Origin of the sequence: Acinetobacter gyllenbergii CIP 110306 = MTCC 11365 (genome assembly GCF_000413855.1) — a bacterium.
In the GTDB taxonomy this organism is placed as follows: domain Bacteria; phylum Pseudomonadota; class Gammaproteobacteria; order Pseudomonadales; family Moraxellaceae; genus Acinetobacter; species Acinetobacter gyllenbergii.
The window spans coordinates 95,573-111,420 of record NZ_ATGG01000016.1; the positions used below are offsets into that span (position 1 = coordinate 95,573).

General features: G+C 40.1%; 15 protein-coding genes. 6 read left to right on the top strand and 9 right to left on the bottom strand.

Annotation, left to right across the window (positions count from 1 at the left end; genetic code table 11):
* Window positions 1–49: 49 nt before the first annotated feature.
* Together F957_RS09890 and F957_RS09885 are read right to left on the bottom strand one after the other, a co-directional pair.
* On the bottom strand, window positions 50–505 hold the full coding sequence (locus F957_RS09890) for an SRPBCC family protein (RefSeq protein WP_016541070.1): 456 nt from the start codon (window positions 503–505) through the stop codon (window positions 50–52).
* 250 nt (window positions 506–755) lie between these two features.
* Window positions 756–1,028 (bottom strand): hypothetical protein, encoded by a 273-nt coding sequence (locus tag F957_RS09885; RefSeq protein ID WP_016660359.1) that lies wholly within the window; start codon window positions 1,026–1,028, stop codon window positions 756–758.
* Between the two features lie 654 nt (window positions 1,029–1,682).
* Between F957_RS09885 and aguA (F957_RS09880) the strand changes: the two genes are divergently transcribed.
* Genes aguA (F957_RS09880) through F957_RS09870 form a run of 3 tightly spaced genes read left to right on the top strand, consistent with a single transcriptional unit; the run spans window position 1,683 to window position 3,452 of the window.
* Window positions 1,683–2,774 carry an agmatine deiminase gene (aguA, locus tag F957_RS09880; RefSeq protein ID WP_016660360.1) on the top strand — a complete coding sequence of 364 codons (1,092 nt, stop codon included), beginning with the start codon at window positions 1,683–1,685 and terminating at the stop codon, window positions 2,772–2,774.
* 51 nt (window positions 2,775–2,825) lie between these two features.
* Entirely contained in the window at window positions 2,826–3,134 is a 309-nt protein-coding gene (locus tag F957_RS09875; RefSeq protein ID WP_016541068.1) for a DMT family transporter, read from the top strand.
* A gap of 3 nt (window positions 3,135–3,137) precedes the next feature.
* On the top strand, window positions 3,138–3,452 hold the full coding sequence (locus F957_RS09870) for a DMT family transporter (protein WP_016541067.1): 315 nt from the start codon (window positions 3,138–3,140) through the stop codon (window positions 3,450–3,452).
* Between the two features lie 67 nt (window positions 3,453–3,519).
* Here the strand turns inward: F957_RS09870 and aguA (F957_RS09865) are convergent, their stop codons facing one another.
* The 5 genes from aguA (F957_RS09865) to F957_RS09845 form a co-directional block, all read right to left on the bottom strand.
* Window positions 3,520–4,605 (bottom strand): agmatine deiminase, encoded by a 1,086-nt coding sequence (gene aguA, locus F957_RS09865; protein WP_016660361.1) that lies wholly within the window; start codon window positions 4,603–4,605, stop codon window positions 3,520–3,522.
* Between the two features lie 67 nt (window positions 4,606–4,672).
* On the bottom strand, window positions 4,673–6,001 hold the full coding sequence (locus F957_RS09860; protein WP_016541065.1) for an APC family permease: 1,329 nt from the start codon (window positions 5,999–6,001) through the stop codon (window positions 4,673–4,675).
* 115 nt (window positions 6,002–6,116) lie between these two features.
* Window positions 6,117–7,532, bottom strand: a complete 1,416-nt coding sequence (locus tag F957_RS09855) for an aldehyde dehydrogenase family protein (RefSeq protein ID WP_016541064.1) — start codon at window positions 7,530–7,532, stop codon at window positions 6,117–6,119.
* 207 nt (window positions 7,533–7,739) lie between these two features.
* Window positions 7,740–9,140 carry an aminotransferase gene (locus tag F957_RS09850; RefSeq protein WP_004808078.1) on the bottom strand — a complete coding sequence of 467 codons (1,401 nt, stop codon included), beginning with the start codon at window positions 9,138–9,140 and terminating at the stop codon, window positions 7,740–7,742.
* A gap of 76 nt (window positions 9,141–9,216) precedes the next feature.
* Window positions 9,217–10,476, bottom strand: coding sequence for a Zn-dependent hydrolase (locus F957_RS09845; protein ID WP_016541063.1), 1,260 nt, complete (start codon window positions 10,474–10,476; stop codon window positions 9,217–9,219).
* A 567-nt stretch (window positions 10,477–11,043) separates the two neighbouring features.
* Here F957_RS09845 and F957_RS21890 point away from each other — a divergent pair.
* The 3 genes from F957_RS21890 (at window position 11,044) to F957_RS09830 (ending at window position 12,778) form a co-directional block, all read left to right on the top strand.
* Window positions 11,044–11,358 (top strand): hypothetical protein, encoded by a 315-nt coding sequence (locus F957_RS21890; protein ID WP_016541062.1) that lies wholly within the window; start codon window positions 11,044–11,046, stop codon window positions 11,356–11,358.
* A gap of 113 nt (window positions 11,359–11,471) precedes the next feature.
* Window positions 11,472–12,119, top strand: coding sequence for a chymotrypsin family serine protease (locus F957_RS21895; RefSeq protein WP_016541061.1), 648 nt, complete (start codon window positions 11,472–11,474; stop codon window positions 12,117–12,119).
* Between the two features lie 263 nt (window positions 12,120–12,382).
* Window positions 12,383–12,778, top strand: a complete 396-nt coding sequence (locus F957_RS09830) for a hypothetical protein (protein ID WP_016660364.1) — start codon at window positions 12,383–12,385, stop codon at window positions 12,776–12,778.
* A gap of 239 nt (window positions 12,779–13,017) precedes the next feature.
* On the opposite strand, the gene F957_RS09825 is transcribed toward F957_RS09830, so the two are convergent.
* Both F957_RS09825 and F957_RS09820 read right to left on the bottom strand, forming a co-directional pair.
* Window positions 13,018–13,773 (bottom strand): TorF family putative porin, encoded by a 756-nt coding sequence (locus F957_RS09825; RefSeq protein ID WP_016541059.1) that lies wholly within the window; start codon window positions 13,771–13,773, stop codon window positions 13,018–13,020.
* A 194-nt stretch (window positions 13,774–13,967) separates the two neighbouring features.
* Window positions 13,968–15,683, bottom strand: coding sequence for an amidohydrolase (locus F957_RS09820; protein WP_016660365.1), 1,716 nt, complete (start codon window positions 15,681–15,683; stop codon window positions 13,968–13,970).
* Window positions 15,684–15,848 lie beyond the last annotated feature (165 nt).

Consider the following 15,848-nt stretch of genomic DNA (forward strand, 5'->3'; position numbering starts at 1 on the left):
TCCTGATCAAACTTATGTTGTATTCTATTTTTATTAGATGCTCACTTCACTATAAGGCTTTAATTTGAAACTGGTTAATTTTAGCTGCAATTTTCTTTAGCCCATGGTTTGCCGATGTCTTCAACTTCATCAAGGTTATTTCTGTAAGCAATGGGACTTTGCTCTCTAACCAGATGGTATAGGTCAAATGTGTACGCCCATCTAATTCTTCAAACTCCAACCGACCCAAATGATAACTGAATAAGCAATTTTTTAGCATTTGATATTCAATCATCTGATTGGGCAAACTTTTCATGATTTGTTCTTGAATCGGTTTAAATACACCGAAGCCCATCTTTCGTATTGAACCCACACCATCTGTATTATGATCATCCGTAGCGGTTTTAATCACAACTGATTGCAAGGGCCATAAAACCGTATTAAAGGTTTGGTGTTTAGAAAAAAGATGAAAAATAAGATCTACTGGTGCATTAAAGCTTTGTTTCATTACAACAAATTTTGGCATTCACATCATCCTTCTCATCGTCTCACCCGAAAACTAGGTGATATAAAAGCCAACTTCGCTCAGATTTAAATCAAAACCTGAATAGCACGCTATGAGCAGCTTATTCATATAATTTTCGGGACCGCTTTCCTGATCATTATATAGATGACCTATGATTTATCTTGACGTTGCATCTTTATTTTGACTTTTTGTGCCAATTTCTATCAATATAAACAGCATAATTTTAACTAAAATAAAGCAAATAACCTGCTTAACATTCGCAAGTGCCAAACATGTTATAAACAAAATATACAGGTGCATCTTCCGGATAGACATCGCTGTCTTTAATCATGAATAAAACGCCTTCACTCAGTATGATCAAAACATCTTGATTACGGCTAACAACTGTCCCTTTACTTATTATTTTATTTGGCTTACCGATATTATCAGCGTCATGTATAAAAAAAACTTTTCGTCCTGACTTAATACTACTTGGAATAACTTTCTTATATAAACCACAGTTCTTACATACCCATTTCTTCACTATCAATTCTCTAGAGCAAAAGGAAGATCATATTAAAAATTACCCCAAGGAAGTGGACATAAAAAACCTAATAAATTAACAAAACAGTCTTTTCTTTATATAATAAAACCCTCTAAGTGCCGATCTAACAAATTAAACGCAAAATAAAAACAGATTAGGACAAAATTATAAATTTATTTTAAGATTGAATATAAAACTCAAAATCCATTCAATAAAACATAAATAGACCACATATACATATTGATCATAATGCTAGAATATCCAATCCAAACTGCTATTCAGTTCACAATCAGATTGTGATAACCGATAAATCGTTTTTGTACACATTATGAATGTATACAATCCGCCGTCATTGTTTCTGCTCTGTCAGTAAATGCATTCTCCCCCTCCATATGGGTGAGAGGGAAATAGTTCTATTTTCTTTATTTTTTATACAGTTTAGGCCATTTATTTATAATTTTTTTTCGCTATTTATAGAATAAATGCTGTTTTTATGCGCGCCCAAACTCCCAGCAACTCATTCATATCTTTATTCATTTTATTTATTATTGCACTTTAAATATGTAATCTAAGCAGCATTTAAACCTTGAGATTTCAAATAAACTGATAGCTCCTTTATTTAACATTCAAAATATCTGAACTAATATCAGATCAATGAAATCTGATATGACGTTTAAGCAAATGAAAAATCATATATATAAAATGCCCGCTGAATGGATGCCACAACAATGTGTTTGGATGATTTGGCCTTATCGTACTGATAACTGGAGACTAGGTGCATTACCTGCACAGCAAGCTTTTGCCAAAGTTGCTGAAGCTATATCTCAAAGCACACCTGTGTTTATGGCTGTTCCCCATGCTGAAATGGATAAAGCAAAAGCGACGATTCCCGCACATGTCACCTTAGTTGAAATGGAGAGTGATGATGCATGGATGCGTGATACAGGCCCAACCATTGTTCAAGATCACACAGGAAACAATGTCGCTGTCGATTGGGTTTTTAATGCATGGGGGGGCGAAAATGGCGGCTTATATTCCAATTGGGATAAAGATCTTGAGGTCACCAACCAAGTTGCTCAATTTCATTCCATCCCATTACATCAATCAGGCATGGTTTTAGAAGGTGGTGCGATTCATGTAGATGGTGAAGGGACATTACTAACAACAGCCGAGTGTTTGCTCCATCCCAATCGGAATCCAGAAATGACGCAGGCTCAGATTGAATATGAACTCTCCACCTTGCTCGGCGTTGAAAAATTTATTTGGTTACCATTGGGCGTGTATAACGATGAAACCGATGGGCATATCGACAACATGTGTTGTTTCGTCCGTCCAGGCGAAGTCGCCTTACATTGGACAGATGATCCTAATGATCCACAATATGAAAGTTCAAGGCAAGCATTAGACATCCTTGAGTCCGTTACCGATGCAAAAGACAGAAAACTGAAAGTGTGGAAATTACCCGCGCCAGGGCCTTTGTATGCCAGTGAAAATGAAACCATTGACGTTGAAAAAGGCAATGCCATTGAGCGCTTTGAGGGCAATCGTTTAGCGGGCTCCTATGTGAATTATCTGATCAGCAATCAACAGATTATCTTTCCTTTATTAGATGAAAGAACCGATGATCAAGCCTATATTTTGTTCCACAAGATGTATCCCGATTATCAAATTACTGGCGTACCTGCGAGAGAAATCTTATTAGGTGGCGGAAATATTCATTGTATTACCCAACAAATTCCCAAATAGCATCTATCTAGATTGCTTATTTGTTCATTAATCTACTTACGGTGAGTTTTTATGGCTTGGTTATATTTATTCATTGCGAGTTCATTCGAAATACTTTGGGCCATTGGTCTGAAGTATTCTCGAAACTTATTTGAATGGTCATTTACGATTTTCTTTATTGTCGGAAGTTTCCTGTTTTTACTGTTAGCAGCAAAAAGAATGAAGCCCTCTTATGCTTATGTTTTTTTTGTGGTGCTCGGCACCTTAGGCACCTTTGTTTTTGACACCTATGTTATAGAAAACCCAGTGAATTTTATTTCAGTGCTGGCAATTGTGATGATCATCATTGGCGTTGTTAAATTAAAGCAAATTGGAGACTAGTTCATGGGTTGGTTGCTGTTAATTGCTGCAGGGCTGTTAGAGATTTTTGTAGTCAAAAGTATTCGTGATCTGATTCATAAAAAATACAGAACGGCGATCCCACTCTATCTTCTGTCTCTTTCTTCTTCGCTTTTTTTATTACATCTCGCAATGGAAACTATTGATGTCTCGATTTCCTATGCTGTTTATACAGGTATCGGTGTGATCGGCACCATTTTAATGGGTATTTTCTTTTGGGGTGAACGGAAAAGCATTGAAAAGTTTTTTTATGTCGGTGTCATTGTCACGGGTGTGATTACCTTAAAACTTGCCAGTTAAGCCCAATTGAATAGAGACTTAGATTGTTCTAGACAGCTATACAAATAGATAGCTGTCTAGAATGCATTTATGCTGGGATCTGCTGGGTAATACAGTGAATATTACCACCGCCTAATAAAATCTCACGTGCAGGAACACCCGTAATTAAATAATCAGGATACATTTGCTGGAACCATGCTTTAGCTTCCTCATCCGTTCTTTCATCTAATAAAGGAAAGATGATCTGTCGATTACTGATCAGATAATTCACATAGGAGCCCGCTAAACGATTACCTTCAAAACGTTCAATCGCATTGCCCTTTTCAACATCAATCGTTTCATTTTCACTGGCATATAAAGGCCCCGGTGAAGGCAACTTCCACACTTTTAAATTTCGCCCTTGTGCATCTGGGGTACTTTCAAGCACCTTTAATGCAGCAACAGATCGCTTATATTGTGGGTCATTAGGATCATCGGTCCAATGCAGTGCCACTTCACCCGGACGGACGAAACAGCACATATTATCGACATGTCCATCGGTTTCATCATTAAATACACCTTCCGGTAACCAGATAAAATGGCTTACACCCAGACATTCTTTAAGGGTATTTTCAATTTCAGTCTGAGTCAGATCTGGATTTCGGTTTGGATTAAGCAAACACTCTGAGGTCGTCAACAACGTCCCTTCGCCATCGACATGAATGGCACCACCTTCCAAAATGAGAGAAGTCGAATAGGTTTCAAGCTCATGTCGTGCTGAAATCTTTTGGGCAATTAATTGATCTTGATCCCATGGAAAATACAGACCACCGTTCTCTCCACCCCACGCATTAAACACCCAATTAATCCCTTTTCGCTCTCCTGCAGCATTTTTGACAATACTTGGCCCCGTATCACGTGTCCACGCATCATCACTTTCCATTTCAACCAATGTCACCTGTTCTGGCATCGTTTGACGTGCTTTATCCATTTCAGCGGATGGAACTGCCATAAATACAGGTGTGGTTTGAGCAATTGCCGCAGCAACTTGAGCGAAAGCCTGTTGAGCAGGTTGAGCATTGGCGCGCCAGTTATCAGTACGGTAAGGCCAAATCATCCATACAGCTTCTTGAGGTGACCATTCACCCGGCATTTGAAAACCATCTTGGTTCGGTGTGTTCATTTTCTGTTGCATATCCTGTTTTTCCACAACTTTTAAATCCTTAGCAATAAATTTTTAACTCAGCAAATCTTCGATTTGATTAGGTGGTTGCACCAAAGGAGATCGGCTGCTTTCTCATTTTTTTATAGAGTAGTAGCAAGATACCTGTGACGAGCCATATTCCACCAAACTGCAATGCTGATTTTTCGAGGTGTAACCACAACCCTAACAAACACAGCACTGAGGCCAGTGGCAGCAATAAATTAAAGAAAATATTTTTAAATCCAGTTCGTTCTTTGCGGATCACGAAAAATTTCATAAAGACCGAAAAGTTCACCATGGTAAAGGCGATCAAGGCACCAAAACTCACCAAACTCACCACTGTTGCTAAATCTACGACAATCGCCAACAAAGAAATCATGCCGACAAAAAAGATCGAATATAAAGGTGTACCTAATCTAGCATTCACAGAACCAAAAACTTTTTGGTTGAATACCCCATCGCGTCCCATGATATAAAGCAGCCGAGATGCACTGGCATGTGAGGCCAAACCTGATGCAAATGCATTCATAATTTGTACCGTCAACAATGCAGATTGGAAGAATACCCCACCGACATACAATGCAATTTCAGGTAAAGCTTCATCTGGATTTTTAAACTGTTCCAGAGATGGGAAAGACAATTGCACAAACCAAGAGACGGTAATAAAAATAATCCCGCCCAATACCGTGGTGAGTATGATTGCGCGCGGAATGGTCTTGGTTGGATTCTTGCTTTCATGGGCCAAGGTAGAAACAGCATCAAAGCCTAAATATGAGAAACAAACCAGTGAGACGCCTGTGAGTAAAGTCAGATATTCAGGATTACCATTAAACAGTGGTGTGAGCGTCATCACGCTGCCATAGCCGTGAGAATTACCAATGCCCGTGACCACCAAAAAGATAAACACCAACATCATTGCAATCGTGGCAGCAATAAATACGAAACTAAAATTGGCGAGAATATTGATGCGGAAACTGTTAATCAGGGTTAGCAGCCCCACCATGATAAGCACCCATCCGGTATAGGAAATATCTGGCATTAATGCATTCAGGTAAAACGATGCCAATAGCACATTGACCAATGGAATCAGCAGATAATCAATCAGAGAACACCAGCCCACAAAAAAGCCAGCGGTCTTGCCACAGGTCTCCGTGGTATAGGTATAGGCAGAACCTGATTTTGGCGATAATTTACTAAAACGAGCATAACTGAAAGCCGTTAACAGCATGGCGATTAACGCCAAAACATAGGCCAGTGGGACACGTCCTTCTGTCACTCTGGAAATAATACCAAAGGTATCAAATACCGTTGCGGGTGCCATATAGGCCACACCAATGACAACGACTTGCCAAAGTGAAAGTCCTTTCCGATTATTCTCGCTTTCCATGCATATTTCTCCTACATCAATGCAAACTCTTATTTAGTGCATTGTTTTTCACCGAATCGGCGTTGTATTGAAAAGAGAAGTCCCTTTCTCGATCCAATAACCTGTTTAAAATGGGTTAAATCGTAATGACGTTTTCCTCTAAATAACTTTGAATGCCAGACTCACCGAGTTCACGACCAATGCCACTCTTTTTGAAACCACCCCATAATGAACCGGGGTGAATCATTTGATGTGAATTGATCCAGATATGACCAGAACGCAAGCGTTTAGCAATTTTTTTACCGTGCTCCACAGAACCCGTGATGATGGTTGCAGCCAAGCCAAACTCAGAATCATTGGCGAGACGCACTGCTTCATCTTCGGTTGCAAAACTACGGCAACACATCACAGGACCAAAAATTTCTTCTTTCCACAATCGACTGTCAGTAGGCACATCAATAAAGACATGCGGCTTGATAAAGAAACCTTTGTTTGGAAGAGCAATTTGATTCAAATCAATCAAGGATTGAAGTTTCTCTTGTTGTGCAATATTTAAATATTCATGCACTTTCTTGAATTGCTTTTCTGTGGTCATCGGCCCCATCGCCAAGGGTCCTATAAGGTCCGTGCCAAGCTGCATCGACTCCACAGCTAATTTCAATTTTTGATAGAAAGCCTTAGCAATAGATTGATGCACGAATAAGCGTGAGGTCGCAGAACACATTTGACCGCTGTTATAGAACATTCCACCTAAAGCTTTATCGACTGCTTCATCTAAATCGGCATCTTCGAGAATTAAAATCGGTGATTTTCCACCCAGTTCCAAAGTCACACGTTTGACAGAAGGCGCGGCAGCCTGCATCACATGAATTCCAACTTCAGTGCTGCCCGTAAATGAGACTTTTTGTACATCCGCATGCACCACTAAATGTTGCGCTGCAACAGCATCCCCAAGAATCAGGTTAAACACCCCTGGAGGAAACTGAATTTGATCTAAAATTTCAGTAAAGGCATATTCAGGTAATGGCACCAGTTCAGACGGTTTAAAAACAATGCTACAACCCGCTGCTAGCGCAGGTGCAATTTTCCATGCACTGGTGATTAACGGAAAATTCCACGGCGTAATCAGTGCAACCACACCCACAGGGTTCTGTTGATGGGTCAGTTCAGTCCCATCTTCACATTGTGTGGTTTGACTAAACGCCATGTTTTGTACTAAATCTGCATAATAGCGATAGCATTTGATACTATTTTCAACATCCACCCGCGCCTGCTCAGATGACTTGCCATTGTTTTGATGCGAAAGTTCAATCAGTCGAGTTTTCTCAGTTTCTAGCTGGTCAGCGATTTTGTTTAGCCATGCTGCTCGTTGTTGAGGCGTGGTCGTACTCCACGCATCGAGCGCCTGATTGGCAGCATTGACCGCCGCATCAACATCGTGTGTAGAAGCAGCAGTATAATGAAGGATCTGCTCTTCATTATTCGGGTTGATCAGCACAATCTGCGCTGTACCTGTGGTTGCCAGCCACTGTCCATTGATATAATTCTTCATCTGCTTGCTCGCCTTCAGCTCATCCATCCATTTAAAGTGCTCTGACAGCAATTACTTCAGAACGACTCCACAACGGTCTAAACCTTTATGACTTAGTCATCTCGGTCCATGTCTTTTATTTCACCTCACCCTATTTTTAGGTTGAGACTTTCAACTCACCCCTAAGGGCAAGTTGAAGCGATAGGAAATAAACAATGATCTTTCAGTTTATAAATGCCCTTCGGCTTTAAGCTCTTGAATGGTGTTTTGAATTGCATGACGTAAAGTCTTCACGGCAAAATCAACTTGCTCACGGGTCAAGATCAGTGGTGGAGACAATACATTCATGTGACCAACCGGACGCACGATCAGTCCTAATTTTTGACAATGATTGGCAATACGTTTTCCAACACCCACTGAGCGATCAAATAGCTCTTTGGTTTGTTTATTACGTAAGTTTTCAATACACATCATGAATTTTTTGCCGCGCACTTCACCGACAATTTCAAGATCAGCCAAGGTTTTTAACTGTTCTTCGAAATAAGCGCCCATGTCTTGCACATGCTCGCAAATATTTTCTTTTTCAATGATTTCAATATTTTTAAGTGCTGCAACACAGCTCACAGGATGACCTGAATAAGTAAAACCATGGGTTAACAGACCACCTTCGTGGTGTGGCTTACTAATCGCATCATAAATTTCATCAGAAATAATGGTTGCACCTAATGGCAAGTAACCTGAAGAGAGACCTTTGGCACAGGTAATGATGTCTGGAACGATGCCAAATACCGCCTCTGAAGCAAACATATGCCCCAAACGACCAAATGCAGTCACCACTTCATCAGACACATACAACACGTTGTACTTCTTACACACGGCTAAGGTCTTTGCATGGTAACCTTCAGGTGGAACAATCACACCGCCTGCACCCATAATCGGCTCAGCAAAGAATGCTGCAACGTTATCTGGGCCTAACTCCAAAATCGTATCTTCCAGTTCCTGCACTTTTTCATTACAGAAATCTTCCATCGATTGAGATTCAGGCTTACGGTATGGGTTCGGGCATGACACATGATGAACCAGTTGATTGTGGATTTCGAACCCCACATGATCCGCTTCAATCCCAGTCAACGTCATACTGATATAAGTACTGCCGTGATACGCATCTTTACGTGCAATCAGCTTTTTCTTAGATGGCTTGCCAATTTGATAAAAATAATGATGAATCAAACGCACAGCGGTATCATTGGCAACCGAACCACCACAACCATAGAACACATGGTTTAAGTTACCCGGTGCTAACTCTGCCAGTTTGGCCGCCAACTTTGCTGCTGGTGCAGTGGTTTGATGTCCAAATGGAGAGTAATAAGGCAATTGCATAATTTGCTCAGCAACCGCATCTGCAATTTCTTTACGTCCATAGCCGACATTGACACACCATAAGCCGCCGATACCATCTAGGTATTTATTGCCATGTGCATCATAAACATAGACATTTTCACCTTTAGACATAATTAAAGAACCTTCGTCTTTAAATGTCGAAAAATCGGTCCATGGGTGAATTACATGGTCTTTATCTTTTTGCCAGATATCTTGAATATCAATTTCTACTGGTAATTTAGAGTTCATTGTTGTCCGTCCTCAATATTCGCAGTACTTCTGTTAGAAGTCTGCATTTCCTACATTTTGCTCTTGGCTATAATCGTTAAATAGTTGCTGCATGCGCTGATGAATCTTGCGCAGCATGTTGTTTGTCGTAATTTAGAATGGCATTCAGCAATACATCGGCACCTTGTGCAGCGTCATTCGCATAAATGTCTTCTGCTTCGTTATGGCTCAGCCCATTGATACATGGAATAAAAATCATGGTGGTTGGGCAGTGTTTAGCAATGTTGATTGCATCATGGCCTGCACCGCTGACGATGGTCTGATTGCTATATCCCAAGCTGTCCACCGCATCTTGTACGGTTGCAACACAAGTGCGATCAAAATAAGTCGCTGGGCTTAACCAATGTTGTGAAATGTTAATCTCTAAATCTCGTTGTGCTGCGAGTGAATGCAATAGTTTGTGCGTTGCTTGTTCCATCGCTTTGAGCTGGGCATCATCAGGATTGCGTAAGTCAATGGTCCACTGAATCTGACCAGGAATGGTATTACGTGATGAATTCGCCACTTGCATTTCACCAAAAGTCACCAGACCTTCATGGAATTGCTCCAAAATACATTGCTCTAAAGCCACAATCATTTCAGCCGTACCGACCATGGTGTCTTTACGCAGATTCATTGGCGTGGTGCCTGCGTGTGCTGCTCGACCTTTGGTTTCAACATCTAACCAGAGAATCGCTTGTCCACCCGTCACCACACCAATCGAAATCTCATTTTTTTCCAGTACTGGGCCTTGCTCGATATGGGCTTCGTAATAGGCTTGGAATGGACGAGCCAGTGGGTAATTACCAAGTTGACCTGTACGCACCAATTCCGCAAAAACTGAAACGCCTTGCTTATCTGTGCTGTCATAAATGTGTTGTTTAGGAATGACTCCTGCAAAAGCCGCAGAACCCATCATCGCTGGGGTAAAACGAGCACCTTCTTCATTCATCCAAACCACAAGTTCGAGTGGATGAGTGGTGGTGATTTTCTCTTCGGCTAAACGTTGTAAAACTTCCATACCCGCCAGCACGCCATAAATTCCATCAAAGCGACCACCCTTAGGTTGAGTATCTAAATGACTTCCCATCACAATCGGCAAGGCAGTATCATTTAGGCCAGAACGACGTAAGATTAAATTTCCGACTTCATCGTAATGTACAGAAAGATCAATTTTGTCCGCCCACTCCAACAATAAAGCTCGACCCGCAATATCCTCATCGCTGAGTGCTAAGCGGGTATTGCCACCCTGATCCGTCGCACCAATTTTTGCCATTTCCATGAGCATTTGCCATAATCGCTCTGCATTCACTCTCATTGTCTTGCACATCCCTTTTTAAATATCTTTAGAGTCGCCTTAGCATCCACTTTGATAAATAATTCAAAAAAAGACGAGTACCAATTTCACCACTCTTTTAGGAACCAATTTCAAAGACTTCGTATAGACCCCAAAAAAACTTTAATTTTCAATAAAATAAGCAATGAAATAATGAAGCAATTTATGTTTTTCAAAGTGTTTAAATGCTTATTATTAAGCCACTTCAAGTCGTGCAAAACGAGGATTGGTTTATACAATTATTGTTCTGTTTTATAGGTAAAACATGTTGGTCTTATTGGGCGAAAATATGATCAGCTTTTTTAAACAATTAAAACCGTATCAAATGTTTAATTACACAATAAAACAATTCTTTTAAAAGCCTATTTTTATACAAACATCAAAAACTTGAATAAAATTATGATAAACAATCTAAATATCGAAGATTAGAATCAGATAAAATCATATGCTAGTTTCAAATTTCAAAATAATTATAGTGAGATAACAATGAGATTTAAGTACAAGGAATTGAGATTTAATAAACGATTAAGCAGCCTCTTGATTATCTTTATGTCCACCCATACACTTGCAGCAGATAATATTGCAAAACCAGTAATGAATGTCGCAGAGACCTTAGCGTTTGATGCAAAACATTATGCAGCCTCTTATGGCGTCACCTTAGATGAGGCGATGCGAAGATTATTAATTATGCATGATACAAATAATCAAGTCGCCAGTTTAAATGATCAATATAAAAATGTTCTTTCAGGCATCTATTTTGATAATGGTTCAGACTTTGGTTTAAAAATAAATGTTGTAGGTAACAACCATCCTCAACAGATTTTTAAATTAGAAAAAAGCCTGATAGCAGCATCAAACTTTTAAAAAATGAAAATGTTCAAGAGCGTATCCAAGTTAGGAAACTCGCCAATTTAACTGAAACTGAAGTTGAGTCGGCATATAGAGCCATTGAACGTGGTGTAAGTGCACCGATTAGCTTGATTCAAGGAGCTACAAATACCAAGCAACAACGCGTCAATCAACTTAAACAATCATTTTCAGCCATTAAACAAGCCTATCCAACCGTCGAAATGATTGTGGATGATGAGCAAAATGCAAAAGCCTTAATCTATGTAAAATCCTTAAAACAAATCGGTCAACTGGCCCTAGAAAAATTACTTAATATGCAAGTGGAATTATCTGAAATTCCAACAGGGATTCAACCGACTAAAACCCGTGGTGGTTCTTGGTTAGTCAATAATTCTGGCAGCAATCATTGTATGACAGGCTTTACAGCAAAAAGAAACTCAACAGGTAAACTCGGTGTAATTACAGCTGGTCACTGTATTAATTCATCAACTCCTTTAAATTATAAAGACAAAGATGGAACTCAATATGCAATTTCACCAGTTACAGGTATGTATCGTAATGATACAGCAATGGATCTTGCCTTTATGAAAGCAGGTTCAACCACAGCCCAACAGGCTGTACCAGAATTTTACGCCGATACAACATCCCCTGCCCGTGCTTTAACAGGCAAACGCAATAGAACCAGTACAGTAGTAAAAAGTGGAACAGTAAAGGGATCTTATGTTTGTCACCTTGGACAAACTTCACCAACAAATTCAGCATTGATACAAAGGTGAGGTAATATCAATTACAGGAGCAAATCATAACGGTGGTAACACCTATATAGTCGTTAGCAATACTCAAAGTGGAGCAGGCACTAACCATACCTCAGGCTTAGGTACTTTGCGTTGCGTACGTGGAGATAGTGGTGGTCCATGGTTTGCATTAAATACAGCTTTTGGTATTCAGTCCTAATGCTCATGGAAAGATAGCGGTGAAACCATCACAAATACCGTTGTTTATACCAGTGTGGATTATCTGAACGATCTAGGAGCACAACTTGTCTATCAATAAAACACTGTTCATACTTGCCACTGTCGGGCTACTTGTCGCATGTCAACGGCAACTACCCTCTGAGCAGGAAAAAAATGAATCCTTAAATGCTGTAAAAATACCGAGTTATTCATCCAATGGACTCTCTGCCTCTGCACGGTTAAAAGGACCTTTACAACTCAAAGGTAACTGTCTCTATGTGAATGATACGCTCATTATATTTCCCGATCAGTCTGCACAGTGGGATGATCAAAATCACACTTTAACTTATAAAGGTAAAAAAATTACCTTAGGTGAAGAGTTAGATATTGCTGGTGGCTTTGGCCAACTTGGAGCAGAGACCCGACCAGTTAAAAACTTGAGCTCTTTATGTGATCAACAATCTCTTTGGTTTGCTGGTTAATATGATCCAGAACTAGAAATTTAAACTATCTTACTAAGTTAGATTCTACTTCCTTGTTCCAAATTCAAAAAAGCCCTCATCGAAATGATGGGGGCTTTTTCTTTGCCATAAGTTCATTATATAAAATAAACATGCAATATTTGGCTTTCAACAAGCTCAATCAATTGCAGACTGTGCATGTCTTAACCATTTTTATAAAATGGCTAGCTTGGAATCAATGATAAGACTGATTGCAATAATTAGAATATTCTGGTCAAGCTAAACACCACAGTTGAATCGGCATTTTTCAAGGCCTTATTCACATTGGCATCGGCATAATACAGATCAAAAATAAAATCTTGATAATTAAAATCGACACCTACTTTATAATCATAAAAATGTTTCTTTTCATCAGTCGCCCACAGCAGCTCATAGGCCTGATTACTTGCAAATCGGTTATAGGCGGCTTGTGCATAAGCATTCCATTTGTCAGCAACAGGATAGCGGTAGCCGACTTCATAACGCAGCATCTTCCCTGTTTCAAAGGTATAGTCTGGCGAATAATAAAAGGAAAGATTCAGTTCATCTTGTTGATTTAACAGCCCTGATGTAAATAGCCCAATTGAATATTCTTCAAAATCGACCTGTGGCAAAGCTTTGTCTGCACCAGGGTAATTGACATCCAAATATTGTAGATTCAACTTTAACTGCTCATTGAGTTGGTAATCATAGCCAAGGTAATAGTCGAACTCGATGCTACTCCCGATATCAAGTTGTATATTTGAAGCAAAAAGTTGTGCGTATAAACCTGAATCATGATCTGCTCTTAAGGTCCCCTGAACGGCAGGCTTACCCTGCGTCTGAGTTGTGCCACGCCAGTAGTATTCCGTTAAAAATGCCATTGAACCACTGACCGCAAATTGATCTTTAAATGCCTTCTGTTCTGCGGCTTGCAGATTGATTGTTGAGAATATTGCCGATGTCGAAATCGCTAACATCACTGTATTTTTTATCATTCACTTATTCCATTAGTACATGATTATTCTTGAATTTTTATTGTCTTTAATTTTGAAATAAAACCGAGAACCAATTTAAATAAAAATATAGGAACCATTTACTTTTTAAGCAAAATGCATTTAGCCATGATTTAAAATCAAGTCGCTAAAAATAAAAAAAAGCCCACAGGCTTTTTTTTATTTCACTCAATTTATTATTTACTGTTCAGCTTACCGTCATAAACTTTTTCACCTGCAAACCAAGTCTGAGACACTTTCCAGTCCTTAATGTCTTTATTTAATGGCGTTTGCAAAGCCCCCTGTAAAACCACAAAATCAGCCCATTTCCCTACGCTAATACTACCGATTTCATTGCCCCAGCCTGCGACATTGGCGGGTGCTTGGGTATAGGCATATAAGGCTTCATCCAGACTCAAGGCATTATCGCTATAACGGGTTTTGCCGTTATATTCGCGGAACACGACATCACTTAACTGTAGCATTGGATTTTCAGGGGCAGTTGGCCAGTCGCTGCCCAACACCATCGATGCACCACTACTCAATAAAGACTGCCACGCATAGCTATACGGCATTCGTGCTTCACCGAGACGTGACTCTTGATAATTGCCAGCAATGGCATGATCTGGCTGCATAGAAGCAACAACGCCTAATTGAGCAAAGCGAGGGATTGCCGTTTTAGTGGTAACTTCAATATGTTCAATCCGATTGAGCAGTTGACGGTGTTTAGGACTATGTTCAATCGCATTCAACGCCATATCGACACTTTTATCCCCAATGGCATGGATCGCCACAGGAAAGCCCACGTCATTGGCATTTTTCACGATGTCATTCAATTTTGGCTGTGAAGTAATTGGCTCGATGTTGAAATGGTGTCGATCTGCATAAGGTTCATTCAGTGCAGCGGTATAGCTCATCAGCGTACCGTCAACAAAATACTTCATATAACCAAAACGGAACTGCGGTCCTTTCTGCCACTGCTGCTCTTTTTGGATAAAACGTTGATTCAACTGATCGCGTTGTTTGGCATAGCTTTGCAGTTGTGCCAGCGTTGCCTGATCTTCCCCAGCCATTAATCCAAAACGAATCCGCATCGGCAACTGTTTCGGTGACTCAAGCAAAGCTGGATATACTGTAGCGAGTTCAGCCCACATATCATGCACGGAGGTGATTCCCAAGCTGTTAAAATGGGCAACGATTTTTTCAACCACTGGAAGTGCCGCTTTGCCTGAGAGTAATGCTTTTGTATATTGCGGGCTTGCTAAGATCAGTTGATTGGCTGCCGTTTCCTTAAAAATTCCTGTCGGCTCACCTGTTTGGGAATCTTTGACAATTTCACCACCTTCTGGTGCTTTGGTATTTTTATCAATCCCCAGCAATTGCATCGCCTTTGTATTGACCCACACAGTATGATAATCAATATCTTGCAACACCACAGGTCGATCAGGAACAATAGCATCCAGCTCCTGACGTGTTGGCATGCGATTGTCCTTCATCGCGCTGACATCCCAACGTCCACCGACCAACCACGCATCTTTGGCCAGTTCTTTATCTCGTTTGGCAATCAATTTAAACCATTCTTGTCGATCCGTGATCCCAAACAAATCCACACCTTCCCACAGTTCTAAACCACCCAGTAGATGGGTATGTGCATCGGTCAAACCAGGAAGGACTGTTTTACCCTGTGCATCAATCACCTGCGTCTTTGGGCTTGCCAAATTTTGGATAAATGCATTATTGCCAACGGCCAAAAACTTACCATCTTTTACGGCAAAGGCCTGTGCTGTAGGCTTTGCTGGGTTTGAAGTGCGAATATCTGCATTCACCACAATCACATCTGCTTGCGGCATTTGTGCATGCACACTGAAAGCAATCATCGAAGCACTCACACACAACAACAGTTTCTTTTTCATAAGTCCTTTATTCCATTATCCATGATCATTTTTGTATTTTTATTGTCCGTACTTTTGCAATAAAACCGAGAACCAATTTGGTTGAAAACATAGGTACCATTTAAATCAGCGTAAAGATCGAGATGCAATGGATCTTTCCCGAATTAGTTAAAATTTTCCATGTAA

Coding starts and splice junctions, on each gene's coding strand:
- F957_RS09890 (WP_016541070.1), bottom strand. CDS start 505: ATGCCAAAATTTGTTGTAATGAAACAAAGCTTTAATGCACCAGTAGAT.
- aguA (WP_016660360.1), top strand. CDS start 1,683: ATGAAATCTGATATGACGTTTAAGCAAATGAAAAATCATATATATAAA.
- F957_RS09875 (WP_016541068.1), top strand. CDS start 2,826: ATGGCTTGGTTATATTTATTCATTGCGAGTTCATTCGAAATACTTTGG.
- F957_RS09870 (WP_016541067.1), top strand. CDS start 3,138: ATGGGTTGGTTGCTGTTAATTGCTGCAGGGCTGTTAGAGATTTTTGTA.
- aguA (WP_016660361.1), bottom strand. CDS start 4,605: ATGCAACAGAAAATGAACACACCGAACCAAGATGGTTTTCAAATGCCG.
- F957_RS09860 (WP_016541065.1), bottom strand. CDS start 6,001: ATGGAAAGCGAGAATAATCGGAAAGGACTTTCACTTTGGCAAGTCGTT.
- F957_RS09855 (WP_016541064.1), bottom strand. CDS start 7,532: ATGAAGAATTATATCAATGGACAGTGGCTGGCAACCACAGGTACAGCG.
- F957_RS09850 (WP_004808078.1), bottom strand. CDS start 9,140: ATGAACTCTAAATTACCAGTAGAAATTGATATTCAAGATATCTGGCAA.
- F957_RS09845 (WP_016541063.1), bottom strand. CDS start 10,476: ATGAGAGTGAATGCAGAGCGATTATGGCAAATGCTCATGGAAATGGCA.
- F957_RS21890 (WP_016541062.1), top strand. CDS start 11,044: ATGTCCACCCATACACTTGCAGCAGATAATATTGCAAAACCAGTAATG.
- F957_RS09825 (WP_016541059.1), bottom strand. CDS start 13,773: ATGATAAAAAATACAGTGATGTTAGCGATTTCGACATCGGCAATATTC.
- F957_RS09820 (WP_016660365.1), bottom strand. CDS start 15,683: ATGAAAAAGAAACTGTTGTTGTGTGTGAGTGCTTCGATGATTGCTTTC.